Source organism: Modestobacter sp. KNN46-3 (assembly GCF_011039295.1).
In genome coordinates this window covers 1-16042 of record NZ_JAAKGN010000116.1, presented here as the reverse complement: position 1 = coordinate 16042, position 16042 = coordinate 1, and the positions used below count along the sequence as shown (strand labels likewise).

Sequence of the window (16042 nt, the reverse complement as noted above, 5' to 3'; positions counted from 1 at the left end):
CTCTGGTGGCTCAGCCGAACCGAGCGGCGCGACCGTCGGCGGGTGATGACCGCCTTCGCGGTCTACGCCGCAGCCGCCGTCGTCCTCTCCGGCATCTCCTCCCTCGTCGGGTCGGCGTCCGGGGCGTTCCCGTGGGCCGCCGTCGCCACGTTCGTCGAGGAGAGCGGTGAGGTCGTCGGTGCGGTGGCCGTGCTCACCGCCGTCCTCGTGGGGGTCGCCCCCCGGCTCGTGCTCCCGGCCGACTGGGCGCTCCGCCGCCGCGCCGACGCCGAGACCGTGGACGCCCCCGGCCAGCTGCCGGCCTGGCGCACCGGGCCCGACCGGCTGCCGGGCTGGCCCGGCTCCTGACCGTCAGCCCCCGATGAGGTGCGCCAGCACCCGCCGGGCGCTCTCCTCGGGGCTGGACTCCCGGGTGTCGATGGTGAGCTCGGCGTCCGTCGGCTCCTCGTAGGGGTCGCTGATCCCGGTGAAGGCGGCGATCTCCCCGCGCCGCGCCTTGGCGTACAGCCCCTTGCGGTCCCGGGCCTCGCACTCGGCGAGCGGGGTGGCCACGTGCACCAGTACGAACGACCCCGGCCCGGCCTGCTCCTCCACCAGCCGGCGGGCATCGGCGCGGGTCGCGGCGTAGGGGGCGATCGGGGCGCACACGGCCAGCCCGCCGTGCTTGGCGATCTGCGCGGCCACCCAGCCGATCCGGCGCACGTTGGTGTCCCGGTCGGCCTGGGAGAAACCGAGCCCGGCCGACAGGTGGGTGCGCACCTCGTCGCCGTCCAGCAGCGTGACCGTCCGGCCGGCCTCCAGGAGCAGCTCCACCAGGCGCCCGGCGATCGTCGACTTCCCGGCGCCGGACAGCCCGGTGAACATCACCACCCGGCCACCGGTGCGCAGCGGCGCCTCGTCCGTCCGGCTGCCCAGCAGCTCGGCGCCGTAGGCGGCGGCGACCTCGGCCCAGCCGGCCTCCGGCGCGCGCGCGGTCACCGGCACGGGGACGACGACCAGCTCGCGCCCCTCGGCCCACCCGGCCCAGGCAGCAGCACCCAGCGACAGCGCCGCCGAGTCCGGGGAGGTGCCGGCCGCGGGGAGCAGCACCAGCAACCGCTCGGGCAGCTCCGTCCCGTCGGCCGGTGGGCTGCCCACCCAGGCCCGCGGCGCCGGCCAGCCCCGCTGTGCCAGCTCGGTGCGGACGGCGGACGGGGCGCGCCAGCGGGGGATCTCCCGGACGGTCAGCCCGCCGTCGTCCCGGGTGGCGACCAGCACGCCCTCGGCGTCCTCCAGCTCGGCGGCCGGGGGGACGGCGGGCGCGCCGGCCACGAGGTCGAAGCCGTACCGCGCGAGTGCGGCGAGCTCGGTGTCGGTGAGTCGGGCCCGCGTCTGTGCCATGCAGGGAGTCTGGCAAGCACCGTGCGGCCGGACCGAACCGGTCGGGACGTCACCGGTCGGGACCGTCACCGGTCGGGGCGTCGCCCGGCCGGGGGCGCCGTCACATGCCGGGGCGGACGACCCCGCAGCGACAGGCGTAGAGCGACGCACCGCTGAACGGGTCGTCACCGGTGCGCCGGTACCGGTGCAGGTGCACCGGCGAGGGCCGGCTGCTGCCGGGCCGCAGGCCGACGGCCGAGCCGGGGGGTGGCGATGCGAGGAAGCGCACGCGCCGAGTGTGGAGCCCACCGGCCCGCGGCGGAAGGGCACCGAGCGTCAACAGTCGATGAACTCCGTCACTCGCCCGGGGCGACCCGGACGGGTGCCGGTCGGCCGGGTCGTCACCGACCGTGGTGCGGCCGACCAGCCCCTCCGCGACGCCCGGTCGCTGCGGAGGCGGCAGGGGTCAGCGGGTCGCAGTCCCGACCGGGTCGCGCGGGGTGCGCTCGTCCGCGGCCCGCTGGGCGGCGAAACCGGACTGCAGGGCGTCGGCGAGCGAGCGGGCGGAGTGGACGGGGCCGGCGACCGGAGCGTGTGCAGTACGCGTCATGGCGGAGAAGCTAGGGCGCGGCTGTGGTGCAGCGAACAGCGACACACGGTCGGCGTCCGTTGCGAGTTCATGACGGGTGCACACCCGTCACATCGGGCAGACGATCACCCAGCGCAGCGTCCAACCAGGCGTTCGTTCGTCGGTCCCAGGTGCGTTCGGCGGCCCAGCGGACCCGATCGAGGGCCCAGCCCGCCGGCTCGTCGGCGGCGGCCTCCATCGCCGCGGCCATCTCCGCCGCCCCGTCCACGACGTAGCTGTGCGGCGGTGCGTCGCTGGAGTGCTCCAGGTGGCCGGCGCTGGCCACCACCGGGACGCCCCGCGCGCAGTAGTCGTAGGTCTTCATCGACGACTGGCCCAGCGCCCGGCTGGCCACGTCGGGCACCAGGGCCACGGCCGCGGAGTCGAGCACCGCGGGCAGCTCCGCGCGGGAGACCGGCCCGGCGTACCGGAACCGCCCCCCGGTCTCCTGCTCCAGCGCCAGGAAGCGCTCGGCCGCGGCGCCCGCCCGCAGTGGGAAGACCAGCTGCCCGTGGACGGTGAGCGTCCACTCCGGCAGCAGGGTGAGCACCGCGCGCACCAGGTCGACGTCGAACCGCTCGGCGACGCTCCCGACGTAGACCGCGTGCCGCGCCCGCCGCTCCACCGACCGGGGCGCGTCCAGGAGGGCCGCGTCGGTGCCGTTGGGGACGACGACCGGGGCGCGCCCCGGGAACAGGTCGGCGAGGACCTGGTTCACCACGATCACCTCGTCGGCCTCGTCGGCGATCCGGCGGAGCTGCTCGCGGAGCCCCCGGGCCTGCGGCAGCAGCCGGGCCCAGTCGTCGGTGCAGTCGAACACCGCCCGGCCGCCGATCGAGCGGGCCGCCCGCCACTCCCACGGCAGCATGAAGACCGTCAGCGCCTCCTGCCAGGAGGAACGGCGCAGGAAGCGGCCGAGCAGGGCGGCGTCGACCCGTTCGGCCACCGGCCCCCGCAGCCCGGGCAGCACCGTCGAGCGCTCGGAGACGGTGATCCCCGGCGCCACCTCGGCGAACCGGCCGGCGGGCAGGTGCTGCCACCAGTTGCCGGGGTCGCTGCGCAGCCGTCGCCAGTCGGCGGGTGCCTGGACGAACCGGATCGGCACCCCCCGGTGGGCCAGCTCGGTGGCGATCATGTGCTCGCGCCGGATGGCGGGGTGCCAGGGGTCCTTGGCGACGAAGCCGACGCCGGCGGGCGACTCGGGGAAGGGCGTCGGGCTCAGTGCAGGTCTCCTGGCGTGGTCACTGCTCGACCCTAGGAGTCGCCCTCGGCGGCCGCTGCACCAGACTCTCCGGTCGTGGCAGGAAGGTGGGCAGCAGAGCGGGTGTCCCCGGCCGTCGTCCGCCGGCTGCCGCTGGCCGCCAAGCGCGCGGTGCTGTACCGGCAGGCCCACGGACGCCCGCCGGCCCGCCCGCCGCAGACGTTCACCGAGAAGGTCAACTGGCGGGTGGTGCACGACCGGCGGCCGCTGATCGGGCAGCTGGGCGACAAGCTGGCGATGAAGCGCTACGCCGCCGCGGTGCTCCCCACGCTGGCCGTGCCGCGGGTGCTGTGGGCGGGCGTGGACGTCGCCGACCTGTCCCGGGTCGACCTGCCCGACCGCTGGGTGCTCAAGCCCAACCACGGGACGATGCGGGTGCACGTCGGCGCCGGGCGCCCGGACGTCGACCAGCTGCGCCGGGTCACCGCGGGGTGGCTGGACGAGCCGCTGTACCGGGACCGCGGCGAGTGGGTCTACCGCCAGGCGCGGCGGATGCTGCTGGTCGAGGAGTTCCTCGGCCCGGCCGACGAGGTGCCGGCCGACCACAAGCTGTTCGTCTTCGACGGCCGGCTGCGGCTGGTCCAGGTGGACACCGGGCGGTTCGGTGCGCACCGGCGGCGGCTGTACACCCCGGACTGGACGCCGGTCGACGTCGACGAGGCGGTCGCCGCCGGCCCGGTGACCGCGCCGCCCGCATCGCTGCCGCAGCTGACCGAGGTCGCCGAGGCGCTGGGTGCGGAGTTCGACTTCGTCCGGGTCGACCTGTACGACGTCGCCGGCCGGGTCTGGTTCGGCGAGCTCACGCCCTACCCCGGCGGCGGACTGGACCGCTTCGACCCGGCGCTGGACGTGCTGCTGGGCTCGATGTGGCGGCTGCCGTCGCGCTCAGCCGTGCGTGCGGGCCAGCAGCTCCTCCGCTGAACGGGTGTTGACCACCCGGTCGGCCGGGACCCCGCACTCCACCGCCCGGGCGCAGCCGGCGTCCTGCCAGTCGAGCTGACCGGGGGCGTGGGCGTCGGTGTCGATGGCGAAGTCGCAGCCCAGCTCCACGGCTCGGCTGAGCAGCCACCGGGGCGGGTCGAGGCGCTCGGGACGGGAGTTGATCTCCACCGCCGTCCCGTGCTCGACACAGGCCCGGAAGACGGCGTCGGCGTCGAACTCGCTCTCCGGCCGGGGGCGCTGGGTGCCGTTGCGCTGCTTGCGGCCGATGACCAGCCGGCCCGTGCAGTGCCCGAGGACGTCGGTGTGCGGGTTGGCGACCGCGGCCAGCATCCGCTCGGTCATCTGGGCACGGGGTGCCCGGAGCTCGGAGTGCACGCTCGCGACGACGACGTCCAGCCGGCCCAGCAGTTCGTCGGTCTGGTCCAGGGAGCCGTCGACGAGGATGTCGCACTCGATGCCGGTGAGGATGCGGAAGGGCGCCAGCTCCTCGTTGAGTGCGGCGACCACGTCCAGCTGCTGCTCCAGCCGTTCGGGGGTGAGGCCGTTGGCCACGGTGAGCCGGGGGGAGTGGTCGGTCAGGGCGAGGTACTCGTGGCCGATGCCGATCGCGGCCTCGGCCATCTCGCGGATGGGGCTGCCGCCGTCGGACCAGTCGGAGTGGGCGTGCAGGTCGCCCTTGAGCGCGGCCCGCAGCGCCGCGGCGTCGTCGGCCAGCGGGGTCAGCTCGGCGTGCGCCTCCTCGAGCTTGGCCAGGTAGGCCGGCAGCTCGCCCCGATGGGCCTCGAGGACGACCGTGGCGGTCTTGTCGCCGATGCCCTTGAGATCGGTGAGGGTCCGGGTCGCGATCCGGCGGTCGAGCTCGGCGTCGTCCAGGGCGGCGACGACGGTGGCCGCCGTCCGGAAGGCCTGGACGCGGTACGACGGCTCGCGGGCGCGTTCCAGGAGGAAGGCGATCCTCCGGAGCGCGCCCGCGGGCGTGAGTGCCGTGCTCATGCGGTCAGCTCAGTGCGTGAGCTTCTTCGCCTGCTTGGTGGCCCGCTTCTGCGCCTTGGCGGCCCGCTTCGAGGCCTTGGTGTAGCTGGCCTCGGCTGCGGCGGCCGCCATGCCGGCGGTGCGCTTGGCGCGCCAGCCCACCGACGGCTTGCCCTCGGTGTCGACGGCGGCGAGCAGCAGGCCGCCCATGATGCCGACGTTCTTGACGAAGTTGCTGGTCTGCCCGAAGCGCTCCTTGGGGTCCTCGTGCTCCCAGAAGCGGTGGCCGGCCAGCGTGGTGGGCACCAGTGAGGTGGCCAGCGCGAGGGCGGAGAAGCGGGGGAACCGGCCGAGGGCCAGCAGCGAGCCGGCGCCCACGTGCACCCCGGCGTTGATCTTGACCCACTGCTCGACGTCGCGAGGGACCTCGACGGGGAGCTGCTTGTCAGCGATCTCGGTGATCTGTTCGACGATCGGTGCTGCACCGGGCACGCGCGACTGCGGGTTCCGGAGGGTGTTGATCCCCCCGTAGATGAACGTGGCGGCGAGCATCGGCCGGGCGATCCGGCGGACCAACATCTGGAACCTCTTCCCATCGGTGACGTCAGCGGTGCAGTGCCCTGGTCAGCGCCAGGACAACCGCTGCATCGGAACCGTAGTGAGAAGTGACGATCACCGCTGGTCGAGCGGCTGCGGCCGCCCGTCGGCTCGGTCCCCGCGAGGGGACCGGGGTCAGTGGCTGGGCTGCGGGCTGCGTGCGCCCAGGATGTCGGCGACCGTCAGGTCGGCCGGCAGCCCGGCCAGGTGGTCGGTGAACGGGGCACGCTCATCGGCCATGCGGACGCACCCGCCGATGACGAGTGCGACGACTCCGGACACGGCGGCCCACGACAGGGCGACGACAGCGACGATCACATGTACTTCGTACTGGTCAGAGGCGGCGGTCAGGCCGCTGTTCGCACGGCAGAACCTGACCAACGTCGGTGATCGTCGTTGGGGGATCGCGCACGGAGGACGCCCGGCGGTCGTGCGGATGACACAGGTGGGTCGGGAGGATGGTCCTGTGACGGGCGAGGTGTCGGGAGCGCGGCCGGCACCGTCGGACGAGCGCCCGCGTCCGGCCCGCTGGGTGCTGGCCCCGGCGTCGGTCGGGGGGCTGCTGTTCACCGTCGGGCTGCTGGTCGAGGTGCGCTGTGCGGTCGGCCGGTGCCCGGCCGCCGGGTGGTCCCGGTTCGTCGCGCTGGACGGGGCGGGTGCGCTGCCGCGGTTGTTCACGGCTGCGGTGTTCTTGGCCGTCGGGCTGCTGGCCGCGCTCGCCGCCGTCCGGTCGACGGGGTGGGCGCGGTGGTGGTGGGCGGCGGTCGTGGGTGTCGGCGTCGTGCTCGGGACGGCGAAGGCGGTCAGCGCCTCGTCGACGGTGGAGCAGGGCGGCGGCAGGTACACGACGCTGGTCGGGGGCGTGCTGCTGTCGGTGATCGGTCTGCCGCTGCTGTGGCGGGCCGGACGGCGCTGGGCGGTGCGCGGCGCGACCCCGGTGACCCTGGCGTTGGCCGGCTGCGCGGTCGCGGTGTTGGGGCTGGACCAGGTGACCGAGGCGGTGAGGTCGGTGTCGTCCTCGCCGGTGGCGCTTGCGGTGGCGACGTACGTGGAGGAGGGCGGGGAGGCGGTGGCCGCCCTGCTGCTGCTGGCCGCGACGTCGGCGTGGCGGCCTCGGCGGGTGATCGATGCCCCGGGGGGCGTCAGTCGTAGGGGCTGGTGAGGACCGAGCGGGCCTGGCGGACGGTGAAGGTGGCCGGCGCACCGTCGGTGGTCGTGGTGCCGGGGACGTCGGCGCTGACCCCGCCGTCGACCGAGTAGGTCGCGCCCCAGGTGGTGGTGAGGGAGGCCGTGTAGGTGCCCGAGGAGTACTCGTGGCTGATCGTGTGGTCGGGGTAGGGGGCGCCCGGGTCGGTGGTGGTCAGGGTCGTCCCGTCGCCGGTGCGCCAGGTGTAGCTCACCGCGTTCGCTGTGATCAGGACGTCGAACCCGCGGATGTCGACCGTGAAGGTCTGGGTCGTCGGACTGTCGGTGAAGAAGATGACCGGCAGGCCGACCAGCGCCTCGCCCGGTGGCTGCTGGCGGGTGGTCAGCTGGGGGAGTGGCAGCGTCTCGAAGTAGCGGAAGACCTCCGCCGGCGACGGCGGCGGATTCAGATCCGTGACATCGACGCAGGCGCTAGCGACGGTGCCCCAAGGGCCGTAACCCGTGCCGGGAGCGTTTTCGGCCTCCGGAGACACGCCGTCGACTGCGAGTCCATCCGCCTGAGCCAGCCGTTGCCTTTGGATGACGTAAACGCTGATGAGGCGACCAGGACTGGTTGGGCAGTCGACCTCCGTGCCAGTACACCCACCCAGGTTAGGGTCATCCAACTGGCACGGAGTTCGCAATCTCCACTGGTAGAGAAGGGGCTCGGCTGGGGTGGTGTTCGAGGCGATGTAAAGGCCATCGGTCGGTCCAGTGACGTCGACAGCGGATATGGCGACAGCGCCGCCGGTGAGCTCTGTGCTGGTGCATCCAATGTTCCGGCATGGCGCAGCCGCTGCTGAGGATGTTGGCAGGAAGCTAGCCGCAACAATCACCGCTGCGGCTAGCGTCCCTAATTGACGTCCCACTGCGTCAAGATCCACGTGCTGTCGGCCGAAGCCCGCGAGCAGACCCCCGCCGGCGCAGCAGCATTCATCCGGTACTACATGGACGTCTACAACGCCGCACAGTCGTCGATGGACCCCACTTACCTGGACCAGTTCAGCCAAGACTGCTCACTATGCGACTCACTCATCGCGAACATCCGCGAAGATAAGGCCGCTGGGTACACGTACGAGGGTGGCGAAGTGAGCGTCAGCAGCGCTTCCTTCGGAGACGTACGCGACTTCAAAGTTGAAGGCGCGTTCTCCATTAATCAGGCCGCTTTGAACGTTGAAGGGCCGGGTGGATCACGAATCGACGATCTTAGCGCGCCTGCAGAGTCGCTGACCAGCGGAGCCATTCTCACTTGGGCTTCGACCGACAGCACGTGGATCTTGACGCAGTGGGACGTCAATTAGGGACGCTAGCCGCAGCGGTGATTGTTGCGGCTAGCTTCCTGCCAACATCCTCAGCAGCGGCTGCGCCATGCCGGAACATTGGATGCACCAGCACAGAGCTCACCGGCGGCGCTGTCGCCATATCCGCTGTCGACGTCACTGGACCGACCGATGGCCTTTACATCGCCTCGAACACCACCCCAGCCGAGCCCCTTCTCTACCAGTGGAGATTGCGAACTCCGTGCCAGTTGGATGACCCTAACCTGGGTGGGTGTACTGGCACGGAGGTCGACTGCCCAACCAGTCCTGGTCGCCTCATCAGCGTTTACGTCATCCAAAGGCAACGGCTGGCTCAGGCGGATGGACTCGCAGTCGACGGCGTGTCTCCGGAGGCCGAAAACGCTCCCGGCACGGGTTACGGCCCTTGGGGCACCGTCGCTAGCGCCTGCGTCGATGTCACGGATCTGAATCCGCCGCCGTCGCCGGCGGAGGTCTTCCGCTACTTCGAGACGCTGCCACTCCCCCAGCTGACCACCCGCCAGCAGCCACCGGGCGAGGCGCTGGTCGGCCTGCCGGTCATCTTCTTCACCGACAGTCCGACGACCCAGACCTTCACGGTCGACATCCGCGGGTTCGACGTCCTGATCACAGCGAACGCGGTGAGCTACACCTGGCGCACCGGCGACGGGACGACCCTGACCACCACCGACCCGGGCGCCCCCTACCCCGACCACACGATCAGCCACGAGTACTCCTCGGGCACCTACACGGCCTCCCTCACCACCACCTGGGGCGCGACCTACTCGGTCGACGGCGGGGTCAGCGCCGACGTCCCCGGCACCACGACCACCGACGGTGCGCCGGCCACCTTCACCGTCCGCCAGGCCCGCTCGGTCCTCACCAGCCCCTACGACTGACGCCCCCCGGGGCATCGATCACCCGCCGAGGCCGCCACGCCGACGTCGCGGCCAGCAGCAGCAGGGCGGCCACCGCCTCCCCGCCCTCCTCCACGTACGTCGCCACCGCAAGCGCCACCGGCGAGGACGACACCGACCTCACCGCCTCGGTCACCTGGTCCAGCCCCAACACCGCGACCGCGCAGCCGGCCAACGCCAGGGTCACCGGGGTCGCGCCGCGCACCGCCCAGCGCCGTCCGGCCCGCCACAGCAGCGGCAGACCGATCACCGACAGCAGCACGCCCCCGACCAGCGTCGTGTACCTGCCGCCGCCCTGCTCCACCGTCGACGAGGCGCTGACCGCCTTCGCCGTCCCGAGCACGACGCCGACACCCACGACCGCCGCCCACCACCACCGCGCCCACCCCGTCGACCGGACGGCGGCGAGCGCGGCCAGCAGCCCGACGGCCAAGAACACCGCAGCCGTGAACAACCGCGGCAGCGCACCCGCCCCGTCCAGCGCGACGAACCGGGACCACCCGGCGGCCGGGCACCGGCCGACCGCACAGCGCACCTCGACCAGCAGCCCGACGGTGAACAGCAGCCCCCCGACCGACGCCGGGGCCAGCACCCAGCGGGCCGGACGCGGGCGCTCGTCCGACGGTGCCGGCCGCGCTCCCGACACCTCGCCCGTCACAGGACCATCCTCCCGACCCACCTGTGTCATCCGCACGACCGCCGGGCGTCCTCCGTGCGCGATCCCCCAACGACGATCACCGACGTTGGTCAGGTTCTGCCGTGCGAACAGCGGCCTGACCGCCGCCTCTGACCAGTACGAAGTACATGTGATCGTCGCTGTCGTCGCCCTGTCGTGGGCCGCCGTGTCCGGAGTCGTCGCACTCGTCATCGGCGGGTGCGTCCGCATGGCCGATGAGCGTGCCCCGTTCACCGACCACCTGGCCGGGCTGCCGGCCGACCTGACGGTCGCCGACATCCTGGGCGCACGCAGCCCGCAGCCCAGCCACTGACCCCGGTCCCCTCGCGGGGACCGAGCCGACGGGCGGCCGCAGCCGCTCGACCAGCGGTGATCGTCACTTCTCACTACGGTTCCGATGCAGCGGTTGTCCTGGCGCTGACCAGGGCACTGCACCGCTGACGTCACCGATGGGAAGAGGTTCCAGATGTTGGTCCGCCGGATCGCCCGGCCGATGCTCGCCGCCACGTTCATCTACGGGGGGATCAACACCCTCCGGAACCCGCAGTCGCGCGTGCCCGGTGCAGCACCGATCGTCGAACAGATCACCGAGATCGCTGACAAGCAGCTCCCCGTCGAGGTCCCTCGCGACGTCGAGCAGTGGGTCAAGATCAACGCCGGGGTGCACGTGGGCGCCGGCTCGCTGCTGGCCCTCGGCCGGTTCCCCCGCTTCTCCGCCCTCGCGCTGGCCACCTCACTGGTGCCCACCACGCTGGCCGGCCACCGCTTCTGGGAGCACGAGGACCCCAAGGAGCGCTTCGGGCAGACCAGCAACTTCGTCAAGAACGTCGGCATCATGGGCGGCCTGCTGCTCGCCGCCGTCGACACCGAGGGCAAGCCGTCGGTGGGCTGGCGCGCCAAGCGCACCGCCGGCATGGCGGCCGCCGCAGCCGAGGCCAGCTACACCAAGGCCTCGAAGCGGGCCGCCAAGGCGCAGAAGCGGGCCACCAAGCAGGCGAAGAAGCTCACGCACTGAGCTGACCGCATGAGCACGGCACTCACGCCCGCGGGCGCGCTCCGGAGGATCGCCTTCCTCCTGGAACGCGCCCGCGAGCCGTCGTACCGCGTCCAGGCCTTCCGGACGGCGGCCACCGTCGTCGCCGCCCTGGACGACGCCGAGCTCGACCGCCGGATCGCGACCCGGACCCTCACCGATCTCAAGGGCATCGGCGACAAGACCGCCACGGTCGTCCTCGAGGCCCATCGGGGCGAGCTGCCGGCCTACCTGGCCAAGCTCGAGGAGGCGCACGCCGAGCTGACCCCGCTGGCCGACGACGCCGCGGCGCTGCGGGCCGCGCTCAAGGGCGACCTGCACGCCCACTCCGACTGGTCCGACGGCGGCAGCCCCATCCGCGAGATGGCCGAGGCCGCGATCGGCATCGGCCACGAGTACCTCGCCCTGACCGACCACTCCCCCCGGCTCACCGTGGCCAACGGCCTCACCCCCGAACGGCTGGAGCAGCAGCTGGACGTGGTCGCCGCACTCAACGAGGAGCTGGCGCCCTTCCGCATCCTCACCGGCATCGAGTGCGACATCCTCGTCGACGGCTCCCTGGACCAGACCGACGAACTGCTGGGCCGGCTGGACGTCGTCGTCGCGAGCGTGCACTCCGAGCTCCGGGCACCCCGTGCCCAGATGACCGAGCGGATGCTGGCCGCGGTCGCCAACCCGCACACCGACGTCCTCGGGCACTGCACGGGCCGGCTGGTCATCGGCCGCAAGCAGCGCAACGGCACCCAGCGCCCCCGGCCGGAGAGCGAGTTCGACGCCGACGCCGTCTTCCGGGCCTGTGTCGAGCACGGGACGGCGGTGGAGATCAACTCCCGTCCCGAGCGCCTCGACCCGCCCCGGTGGCTGCTCAGCCGAGCCGTGGAGCTGGGCTGCGACTTCGCCATCGACACCGACGCCCACGCCCCCGGTCAGCTCGACTGGCAGGACGCCGGCTGCGCCCGGGCGGTGGAGTGCGGGGTCCCGGCCGACCGGGTGGTCAACACCCGTTCAGCGGAGGAGCTGCTGGCCCGCACGCACGGCTGAGCGCGACGGCAGCCGCCACATCGAGCCCAGCAGCACGTCCAGCGCCGGGTCGAAGCGGTCCAGTCCGCCGCCGGGGTAGGGCGTGAGCTCGCCGAACCAGACCCGGCCGGCGACGTCGTACAGGTCGACCCGGACGAAGTCGAACTCCGCACCCAGCGCCTCGGCGACCTCGGTCAGCTGCGGCAGCGATGCGGGCGGCGCGGTCACCGGGCCGGCGGCGACCGCCTCGTCGACGTCGACCGGCGTCCAGTCCGGGGTGTACAGCCGCCGCCGGTGCGCACCGAACCGCCCGGTGTCCACCTGGACCAGCCGCAGCCGGCCGTCGAAGACGAACAGCTTGTGGTCGGCCGGCACCTCGTCGGCCGGGCCGAGGAACTCCTCGACCAGCAGCATCCGCCGCGCCTGGCGGTAGACCCACTCGCCGCGGTCCCGGTACAGCGGCTCGTCCAGCCACCCCGCGGTGACCCGGCGCAGCTGGTCGACGTCCGGGCGCCCGGCGCCGACGTGCACCCGCATCGTCCCGTGGTTGGGCTTGAGCACCCAGCGGTCGGGCAGGTCGACCCGGGACAGGTCGGCGACGTCCACGCCCGCCCACAGCACCCGCGGCACGGCCAGCGTGGGGAGCACCGCGGCGGCGTAGCGCTTCATCGCCAGCTTGTCGCCCAGCTGCCCGATCAGCGGCCGCCGGTCGTGCACCACCCGCCAGTTGACCTTCTCGGTGAACGTCTGCGGCGGGCGGGCCGGCGGGCGTCCGTGGGCCTGCCGGTACAGCACCGCGCGCTTGGCGGCCAGCGGCAGCCGGCGGACGACGGCCGGGGACACCCGCTCTGCTGCCCACCTTCCTGCCACGACCGGAGAGTCTGGTGCAGCGGCCGCCGAGGGCGACTCCTAGGGTCGAGCAGTGACCACGCCAGGAGACCTGCACTGAGCCCGACGCCCTTCCCCGAGTCGCCCGCCGGCGTCGGCTTCGTCGCCAAGGACCCCTGGCACCCCGCCATCCGGCGCGAGCACATGATCGCCACCGAGCTGGCCCACCGGGGGGTGCCGATCCGGTTCGTCCAGGCACCCGCCGACTGGCGACGGCTGCGCAGCGACCCCGGCAACTGGTGGCAGCACCTGCCCGCCGGCCGGTTCGCCGAGGTGGCGCCGGGGATCACCGTCTCCGAGCGCTCGACGGTGCTGCCCGGGCTGCGGGGGCCGGTGGCCGAACGGGTCGACGCCGCCCTGCTCGGCCGCTTCCTGCGCCGTTCCTCCTGGCAGGAGGCGCTGACGGTCTTCATGCTGCCGTGGGAGTGGCGGGCGGCCCGCTCGATCGGCGGCCGGGCGGTGTTCGACTGCACCGACGACTGGGCCCGGCTGCTGCCGCAGGCCCGGGGGCTCCGCGAGCAGCTCCGCCGGATCGCCGACGAGGCCGACGAGGTGATCGTGGTGAACCAGGTCCTCGCCGACCTGTTCCCGGGGCGCGCCCCGGTCGTCGTCCCCAACGGCACCGACGCGGCCCTCCTGGACGCGCCCCGGTCGGTGGAGCGGCGGGCGCGGCACGCGGTCTACGTCGGGAGCGTCGCCGAGCGGTTCGACGTCGACCTGGTGCGCGCGGTGCTCACCCTGCTGCCGGAGTGGACGCTCACCGTCCACGGGCAGCTGGTCTTCCCACTGCGGGCGGGCGCCGCGGCCGAGCGCTTCCTGGCGCTGGAGCAGGAGACCGGGGGGCGGTTCCGGTACGCCGGGCCGGTCTCCCGCGCGGAGCTGCCCGCGGTGCTCGACTCCGCGGCCGTGGCCCTGGTGCCCGACGTGGCCAGCCGGGCGCTGGGCCAGTCGTCGATGAAGACCTACGACTACTGCGCGCGGGGCGTCCCGGTGGTGGCCAGCGCCGGCCACCTGGAGCACTCCAGCGACGCACCGCCGCACAGCTACGTCGTGGACGGGGCGGCGGAGATGGCCGCGGCGATGGAGGCCGCCGCCGACGAGCCGGCGGGCTGGGCCCTCGATCGGGTCCGCTGGGCCGCCGAACGCACCTGGGACCGACGAACGAACGCCTGGTTGGACGCTGCGCTGGGTGATCGTCTGCCCGATGTGACGGGTGTGCACCCGTCATGAACTCGCAACGGACGCCGACCGTGTGTCGCTGTTCGCTGCACCACAGCCGCGCCCTAGCTTCTCCGCCATGACGCGTACTGCACACGCTCCGGTCGCCGGCCCCGTCCACTCCGCCCGCTCGCTCGCCGACGCCCTGCAGTCCGGTTTCGCCGCCCAGCGGGCCGCGGACGAGCGCACCCCGCGCGACCCGGTCGGGACTGCGACCCGCTGACCCCTGCCGCCTCCGCAGCGACCGGGCGTCGCGGAGGGGCTGGTCGGCCGCACCACGGTCGGTGACGACCCGGCCGACCGGCACCCGTCCGGGTCGCCCCGGGCGAGTGACGGAGTTCATCGACTGTTGACGCTCGGTGCCCTTCCGCCGCGGGCCGGTGGGCTCCACACTCGGCGCGTGCGCTTCCTCGCATCGCCACCCCCCGGCTCGGCCGTCGGCCTGCGGCCCGGCAGCAGCCGGCCCTCGCCGGTGCACCTGCACCGGTACCGGCGCACCGGTGACGACCCGTTCAGCGGTGCGTCGCTCTACGCCTGTCGCTGCGGGGTCGTCCGCCCCGGCATGTGACGGCGCCCCCGGCCGGGCGACGCCCCGACCGGTGACGGTCCCGACCGGTGACGTCCCGACCGGTTCGGTCCGGCCGCACGGTGCTTGCCAGACTCCCTGCATGGCACAGACGCGGGCCCGACTCACCGACACCGAGCTCGCCGCACTCGCGCGGTACGGCTTCGACCTCGTGGCCGGCGCGCCCGCCGTCCCCCCGGCCGCCGAGCTGGAGGACGCCGAGGGCGTGCTGGTCGCCACCCGGGACGACGGCGGGCTGACCGTCCGGGAGATCCCCCGCTGGCGCGCCCCGTCCGCCGTCCGCACCGAGCTGGCACAGCGGGGCTGGCCGGCGCCGCGGGCCTGGGTGGGCAGCCCACCGGCCGACGGGACGGAGCTGCCCGAGCGGTTGCTGGTGCTGCTCCCCGCGGCCGGCACCTCCCCGGACTCGGCGGCGCTGTCGCTGGGTGCTGCTGCCTGGGCCGGGTGGGCCGAGGGGCGCGAGCTGGTCGTCGTCCCCGTGCCGGTGACCGCGCGCGCGCCGGAGGCCGGCTGGGCCGAGGTCGCCGCCGCCTACGGCGCCGAGCTGCTGGGCAGCCGGACGGACGAGGCGCCGCTGCGCACCGGTGGCCGGGTGGTGATGTTCACCGGGCTGTCCGGCGCCGGGAAGTCGACGATCGCCGGGCGCCTGGTGGAGCTGCTCCTGGAGGCCGGCCGGACGGTCACGCTGCTGGACGGCGACGAGGTGCGCACCCACCTGTCGGCCGGGCTCGGTTTCTCCCAGGCCGACCGGGACACCAACGTGCGCCGGATCGGCTGGGTGGCCGCGCAGATCGCCAAGCACGGCGGGCTGGCCGTGTGCGCCCCGATCGCCCCCTACGCCGCGACCCGCGCCGATGCCCGCCGGCTGGTGGAGGAGCAGGCCGGGCCGGGGTCGTTCGTACTGGTGCACGTGGCCACCCCGCTCGCCGAGTGCGAGGCCCGGGACCGCAAGGGGCTGTACGCCAAGGCGCGGCGCGGGGAGATCGCCGCCTTCACCGGGATCAGCGACCCCTACGAGGAGCCGACGGACGCCGAGCTCACCATCGACACCCGGGAGTCCAGCCCCGAGGAGAGCGCCCGGCGGGTGCTGGCGCACCTCATCGGGGGCTGACGGTCAGGAGCCGGGCCAGCCCGGCAGCCGGTCGGGCCCGGTGCGCCAGGCCGGCAGCTGGCCGGGGGCGTCCACGGTCTCGGCGTCGGCGCGGCGGCGGAGCGCCCAGTCGGCCGGGAGCACGAGCCGGGGGGCGACCCCCACGAGGACGGCGGTGAGCACGGCCACCGCACCGACGACCTCACCGCTCTCCTCGACGAACGTGGCGACGGCGGCCCACGGGAACGCCCCGGACGCCGACCCGACGAGGGAGGAGATGCCGGAGAGGACGACGGCGGCTGCGGCGTAGACCGCGAAGGCGGTCATCACCCGCCGACGGTCGCGCCGCTCGGTTCGGCTGAGCCACCAGAG

19 protein-coding genes and 2 pseudogenes are annotated in these 16042 nt (G+C 73.7%); 11 read left to right on the top strand and 10 right to left on the bottom strand.

The annotated features are described in order from the left end of the window. Positions 1–348, top strand: a pseudogene (locus tag G5C62_RS19625) (hypothetical protein); the annotation flags it as partial. Positions 349–351: 3 nt separating this feature from the next. On the opposite strand, the gene cysC (G5C62_RS28220) reads toward G5C62_RS19625, so the two are convergent. The 4 genes from cysC (G5C62_RS28220) to G5C62_RS19605 all read right to left on the bottom strand — a co-directional run bounded on the left by cysC (G5C62_RS28220) (position 352) and on the right by G5C62_RS19605 (position 3122). Next, positions 352–1380 carry an adenylyl-sulfate kinase gene (cysC, locus tag G5C62_RS28220; RefSeq protein ID WP_164702334.1) on the bottom strand — a complete coding sequence of 343 codons (1029 nt, stop codon included), beginning with the start codon at positions 1378–1380 and terminating at the stop codon, positions 352–354. Positions 1381–1480: 100 nt separating this feature from the next. Beyond that, entirely contained in the window at positions 1481–1648 is a 168-nt protein-coding gene (locus tag G5C62_RS19615) for a hypothetical protein (protein ID WP_156119358.1), read from the bottom strand. Positions 1649–1825: 177 nt separating this feature from the next. Further along, entirely contained in the window at positions 1826–1969 is a 144-nt protein-coding gene (locus G5C62_RS19610; RefSeq protein WP_156119357.1) for a hypothetical protein, read from the bottom strand. Between the two features lie 67 nt (positions 1970–2036). Further along, positions 2037–3122 carry a glycosyltransferase gene (locus tag G5C62_RS19605; protein ID WP_164702335.1) on the bottom strand — a complete coding sequence of 362 codons (1086 nt, stop codon included), beginning with the start codon at positions 3120–3122 and terminating at the stop codon, positions 2037–2039. Between the two features lie 162 nt (positions 3123–3284). On the opposite strand from G5C62_RS19605, the gene G5C62_RS19600 reads away from it, so the two are divergent. Then, positions 3285–4169: an ATP-grasp fold amidoligase family protein gene (locus G5C62_RS19600; protein WP_081975650.1), complete on the top strand. Its 885-nt coding sequence runs from the start codon at positions 3285–3287 to the stop codon at positions 4167–4169. On the opposite strand, the gene G5C62_RS19595 is transcribed toward G5C62_RS19600, so the two are convergent. Next, positions 4134–5183, bottom strand: a complete 1050-nt coding sequence (locus G5C62_RS19595; protein ID WP_164702336.1) for a PHP domain-containing protein — start codon at positions 5181–5183, stop codon at positions 4134–4136. The genes G5C62_RS19600 and G5C62_RS19595 overlap by 36 nt on opposite strands. A gap of 9 nt (positions 5184–5192) precedes the next feature. Next, positions 5193–5741, bottom strand: a complete 549-nt coding sequence (locus tag G5C62_RS19590; protein ID WP_036341328.1) for a DoxX family protein — start codon at positions 5739–5741, stop codon at positions 5193–5195. Positions 5742–6225: 484 nt separating this feature from the next. Here G5C62_RS19590 and G5C62_RS28745 point away from each other — a divergent pair, with 484 nt between their 5' ends. Continuing rightward, positions 6226–6921, top strand: a complete 696-nt coding sequence (locus G5C62_RS28745) for a hypothetical protein (RefSeq protein ID WP_036341322.1) — start codon at positions 6226–6228, stop codon at positions 6919–6921. Here the strand turns inward: G5C62_RS28745 and G5C62_RS19580 are convergent. Next, complete coding sequence (locus tag G5C62_RS19580) at positions 6902–7438, bottom strand: hypothetical protein (protein ID WP_156119356.1); 537 nt, start codon at positions 7436–7438, stop codon at positions 6902–6904. The genes G5C62_RS28745 and G5C62_RS19580 overlap by 20 nt on opposite strands. 363 nt (positions 7439–7801) lie before the next feature. On the opposite strand from G5C62_RS19580, the gene G5C62_RS19575 reads away from it, so the two are divergent. Continuing rightward, complete coding sequence (locus tag G5C62_RS19575) at positions 7802–8245, top strand: DUF6318 family protein (protein ID WP_164702337.1); 444 nt, start codon at positions 7802–7804, stop codon at positions 8243–8245. A gap of 359 nt (positions 8246–8604) precedes the next feature. Then, complete coding sequence (locus G5C62_RS19570; RefSeq protein ID WP_156119356.1) at positions 8605–9141, top strand: hypothetical protein; 537 nt, start codon at positions 8605–8607, stop codon at positions 9139–9141. Here G5C62_RS19570 and G5C62_RS28740 read toward each other — a convergent pair. Continuing rightward, entirely contained in the window at positions 9122–9817 is a 696-nt protein-coding gene (locus G5C62_RS28740) for a hypothetical protein (protein WP_036341322.1), read from the bottom strand. The two genes, G5C62_RS19570 and G5C62_RS28740, sit on opposite strands and share 20 nt — an antisense overlap. A 484-nt stretch (positions 9818–10301) precedes the next feature. Here G5C62_RS28740 and G5C62_RS19560 point away from each other — a divergent pair, with 484 nt between their 5' ends. Both G5C62_RS19560 and G5C62_RS19555 read left to right on the top strand, forming a co-directional pair. Then, entirely contained in the window at positions 10302–10850 is a 549-nt protein-coding gene (locus G5C62_RS19560; protein WP_036341328.1) for a DoxX family protein, read from the top strand. Positions 10851–10859: 9 nt separating this feature from the next. Next, positions 10860–11909, top strand: coding sequence for a PHP domain-containing protein (locus G5C62_RS19555; protein WP_164702336.1), 1050 nt, complete (start codon positions 10860–10862; stop codon positions 11907–11909). On the opposite strand, the gene G5C62_RS19550 is transcribed toward G5C62_RS19555, so the two are convergent. After that, positions 11874–12758: an ATP-grasp fold amidoligase family protein gene (locus G5C62_RS19550; RefSeq protein ID WP_081975650.1), complete on the bottom strand. Its 885-nt coding sequence runs from the start codon at positions 12756–12758 to the stop codon at positions 11874–11876. The two genes, G5C62_RS19555 and G5C62_RS19550, sit on opposite strands and share 36 nt — an antisense overlap. A 162-nt stretch (positions 12759–12920) precedes the next feature. On the opposite strand from G5C62_RS19550, the gene G5C62_RS19545 reads away from it, so the two are divergent. The 4 genes from G5C62_RS19545 (at position 12921) to cysC (G5C62_RS28205) (ending at position 15691) form a co-directional block, all read left to right on the top strand. Continuing rightward, complete coding sequence (locus G5C62_RS19545; protein ID WP_164702335.1) at positions 12921–14006, top strand: glycosyltransferase; 1086 nt, start codon at positions 12921–12923, stop codon at positions 14004–14006. A 67-nt stretch (positions 14007–14073) separates the two neighbouring features. After that, positions 14074–14217: a hypothetical protein gene (locus G5C62_RS19540; RefSeq protein WP_156119357.1), complete on the top strand. Its 144-nt coding sequence runs from the start codon at positions 14074–14076 to the stop codon at positions 14215–14217. A 177-nt stretch (positions 14218–14394) separates the two neighbouring features. Further along, the gene (locus tag G5C62_RS19535; protein WP_156119358.1) at positions 14395–14562 is read left to right on the top strand and encodes a hypothetical protein; all 168 of its coding nucleotides are present in this window, start codon (positions 14395–14397) and stop codon (positions 14560–14562) included. 100 nt (positions 14563–14662) lie between these two features. Continuing rightward, on the top strand, positions 14663–15691 hold the full coding sequence (gene cysC, locus G5C62_RS28205) for an adenylyl-sulfate kinase (protein WP_164702334.1): 1029 nt from the start codon (positions 14663–14665) through the stop codon (positions 15689–15691). Between the two features lie 3 nt (positions 15692–15694). Here cysC (G5C62_RS28205) and G5C62_RS19525 read toward each other — a convergent pair. Further along, positions 15695–16042 (bottom strand): annotated as a pseudogene (locus G5C62_RS19525) (hypothetical protein); the annotation flags it as partial.

Coding starts and splice junctions, on each gene's coding strand:
- cysC (WP_164702334.1), bottom strand. CDS start 1,380: ATGGCACAGACGCGGGCCCGACTCACCGACACCGAGCTCGCCGCACTC.
- G5C62_RS19610 (WP_156119357.1), bottom strand. CDS start 1,969: ATGACGCGTACTGCACACGCTCCGGTCGCCGGCCCCGTCCACTCCGCC.
- G5C62_RS19605 (WP_164702335.1), bottom strand. CDS start 3,122: ATGATCGCCACCGAGCTGGCCCACCGGGGGGTGCCGATCCGGTTCGTC.
- G5C62_RS19595 (WP_164702336.1), bottom strand. CDS start 5,183: ATGAGCACGGCACTCACGCCCGCGGGCGCGCTCCGGAGGATCGCCTTC.
- G5C62_RS19590 (WP_036341328.1), bottom strand. CDS start 5,741: ATGTTGGTCCGCCGGATCGCCCGGCCGATGCTCGCCGCCACGTTCATC.
- G5C62_RS19560 (WP_036341328.1), top strand. CDS start 10,302: ATGTTGGTCCGCCGGATCGCCCGGCCGATGCTCGCCGCCACGTTCATC.
- G5C62_RS19555 (WP_164702336.1), top strand. CDS start 10,860: ATGAGCACGGCACTCACGCCCGCGGGCGCGCTCCGGAGGATCGCCTTC.
- G5C62_RS19545 (WP_164702335.1), top strand. CDS start 12,921: ATGATCGCCACCGAGCTGGCCCACCGGGGGGTGCCGATCCGGTTCGTC.
- G5C62_RS19540 (WP_156119357.1), top strand. CDS start 14,074: ATGACGCGTACTGCACACGCTCCGGTCGCCGGCCCCGTCCACTCCGCC.
- cysC (WP_164702334.1), top strand. CDS start 14,663: ATGGCACAGACGCGGGCCCGACTCACCGACACCGAGCTCGCCGCACTC.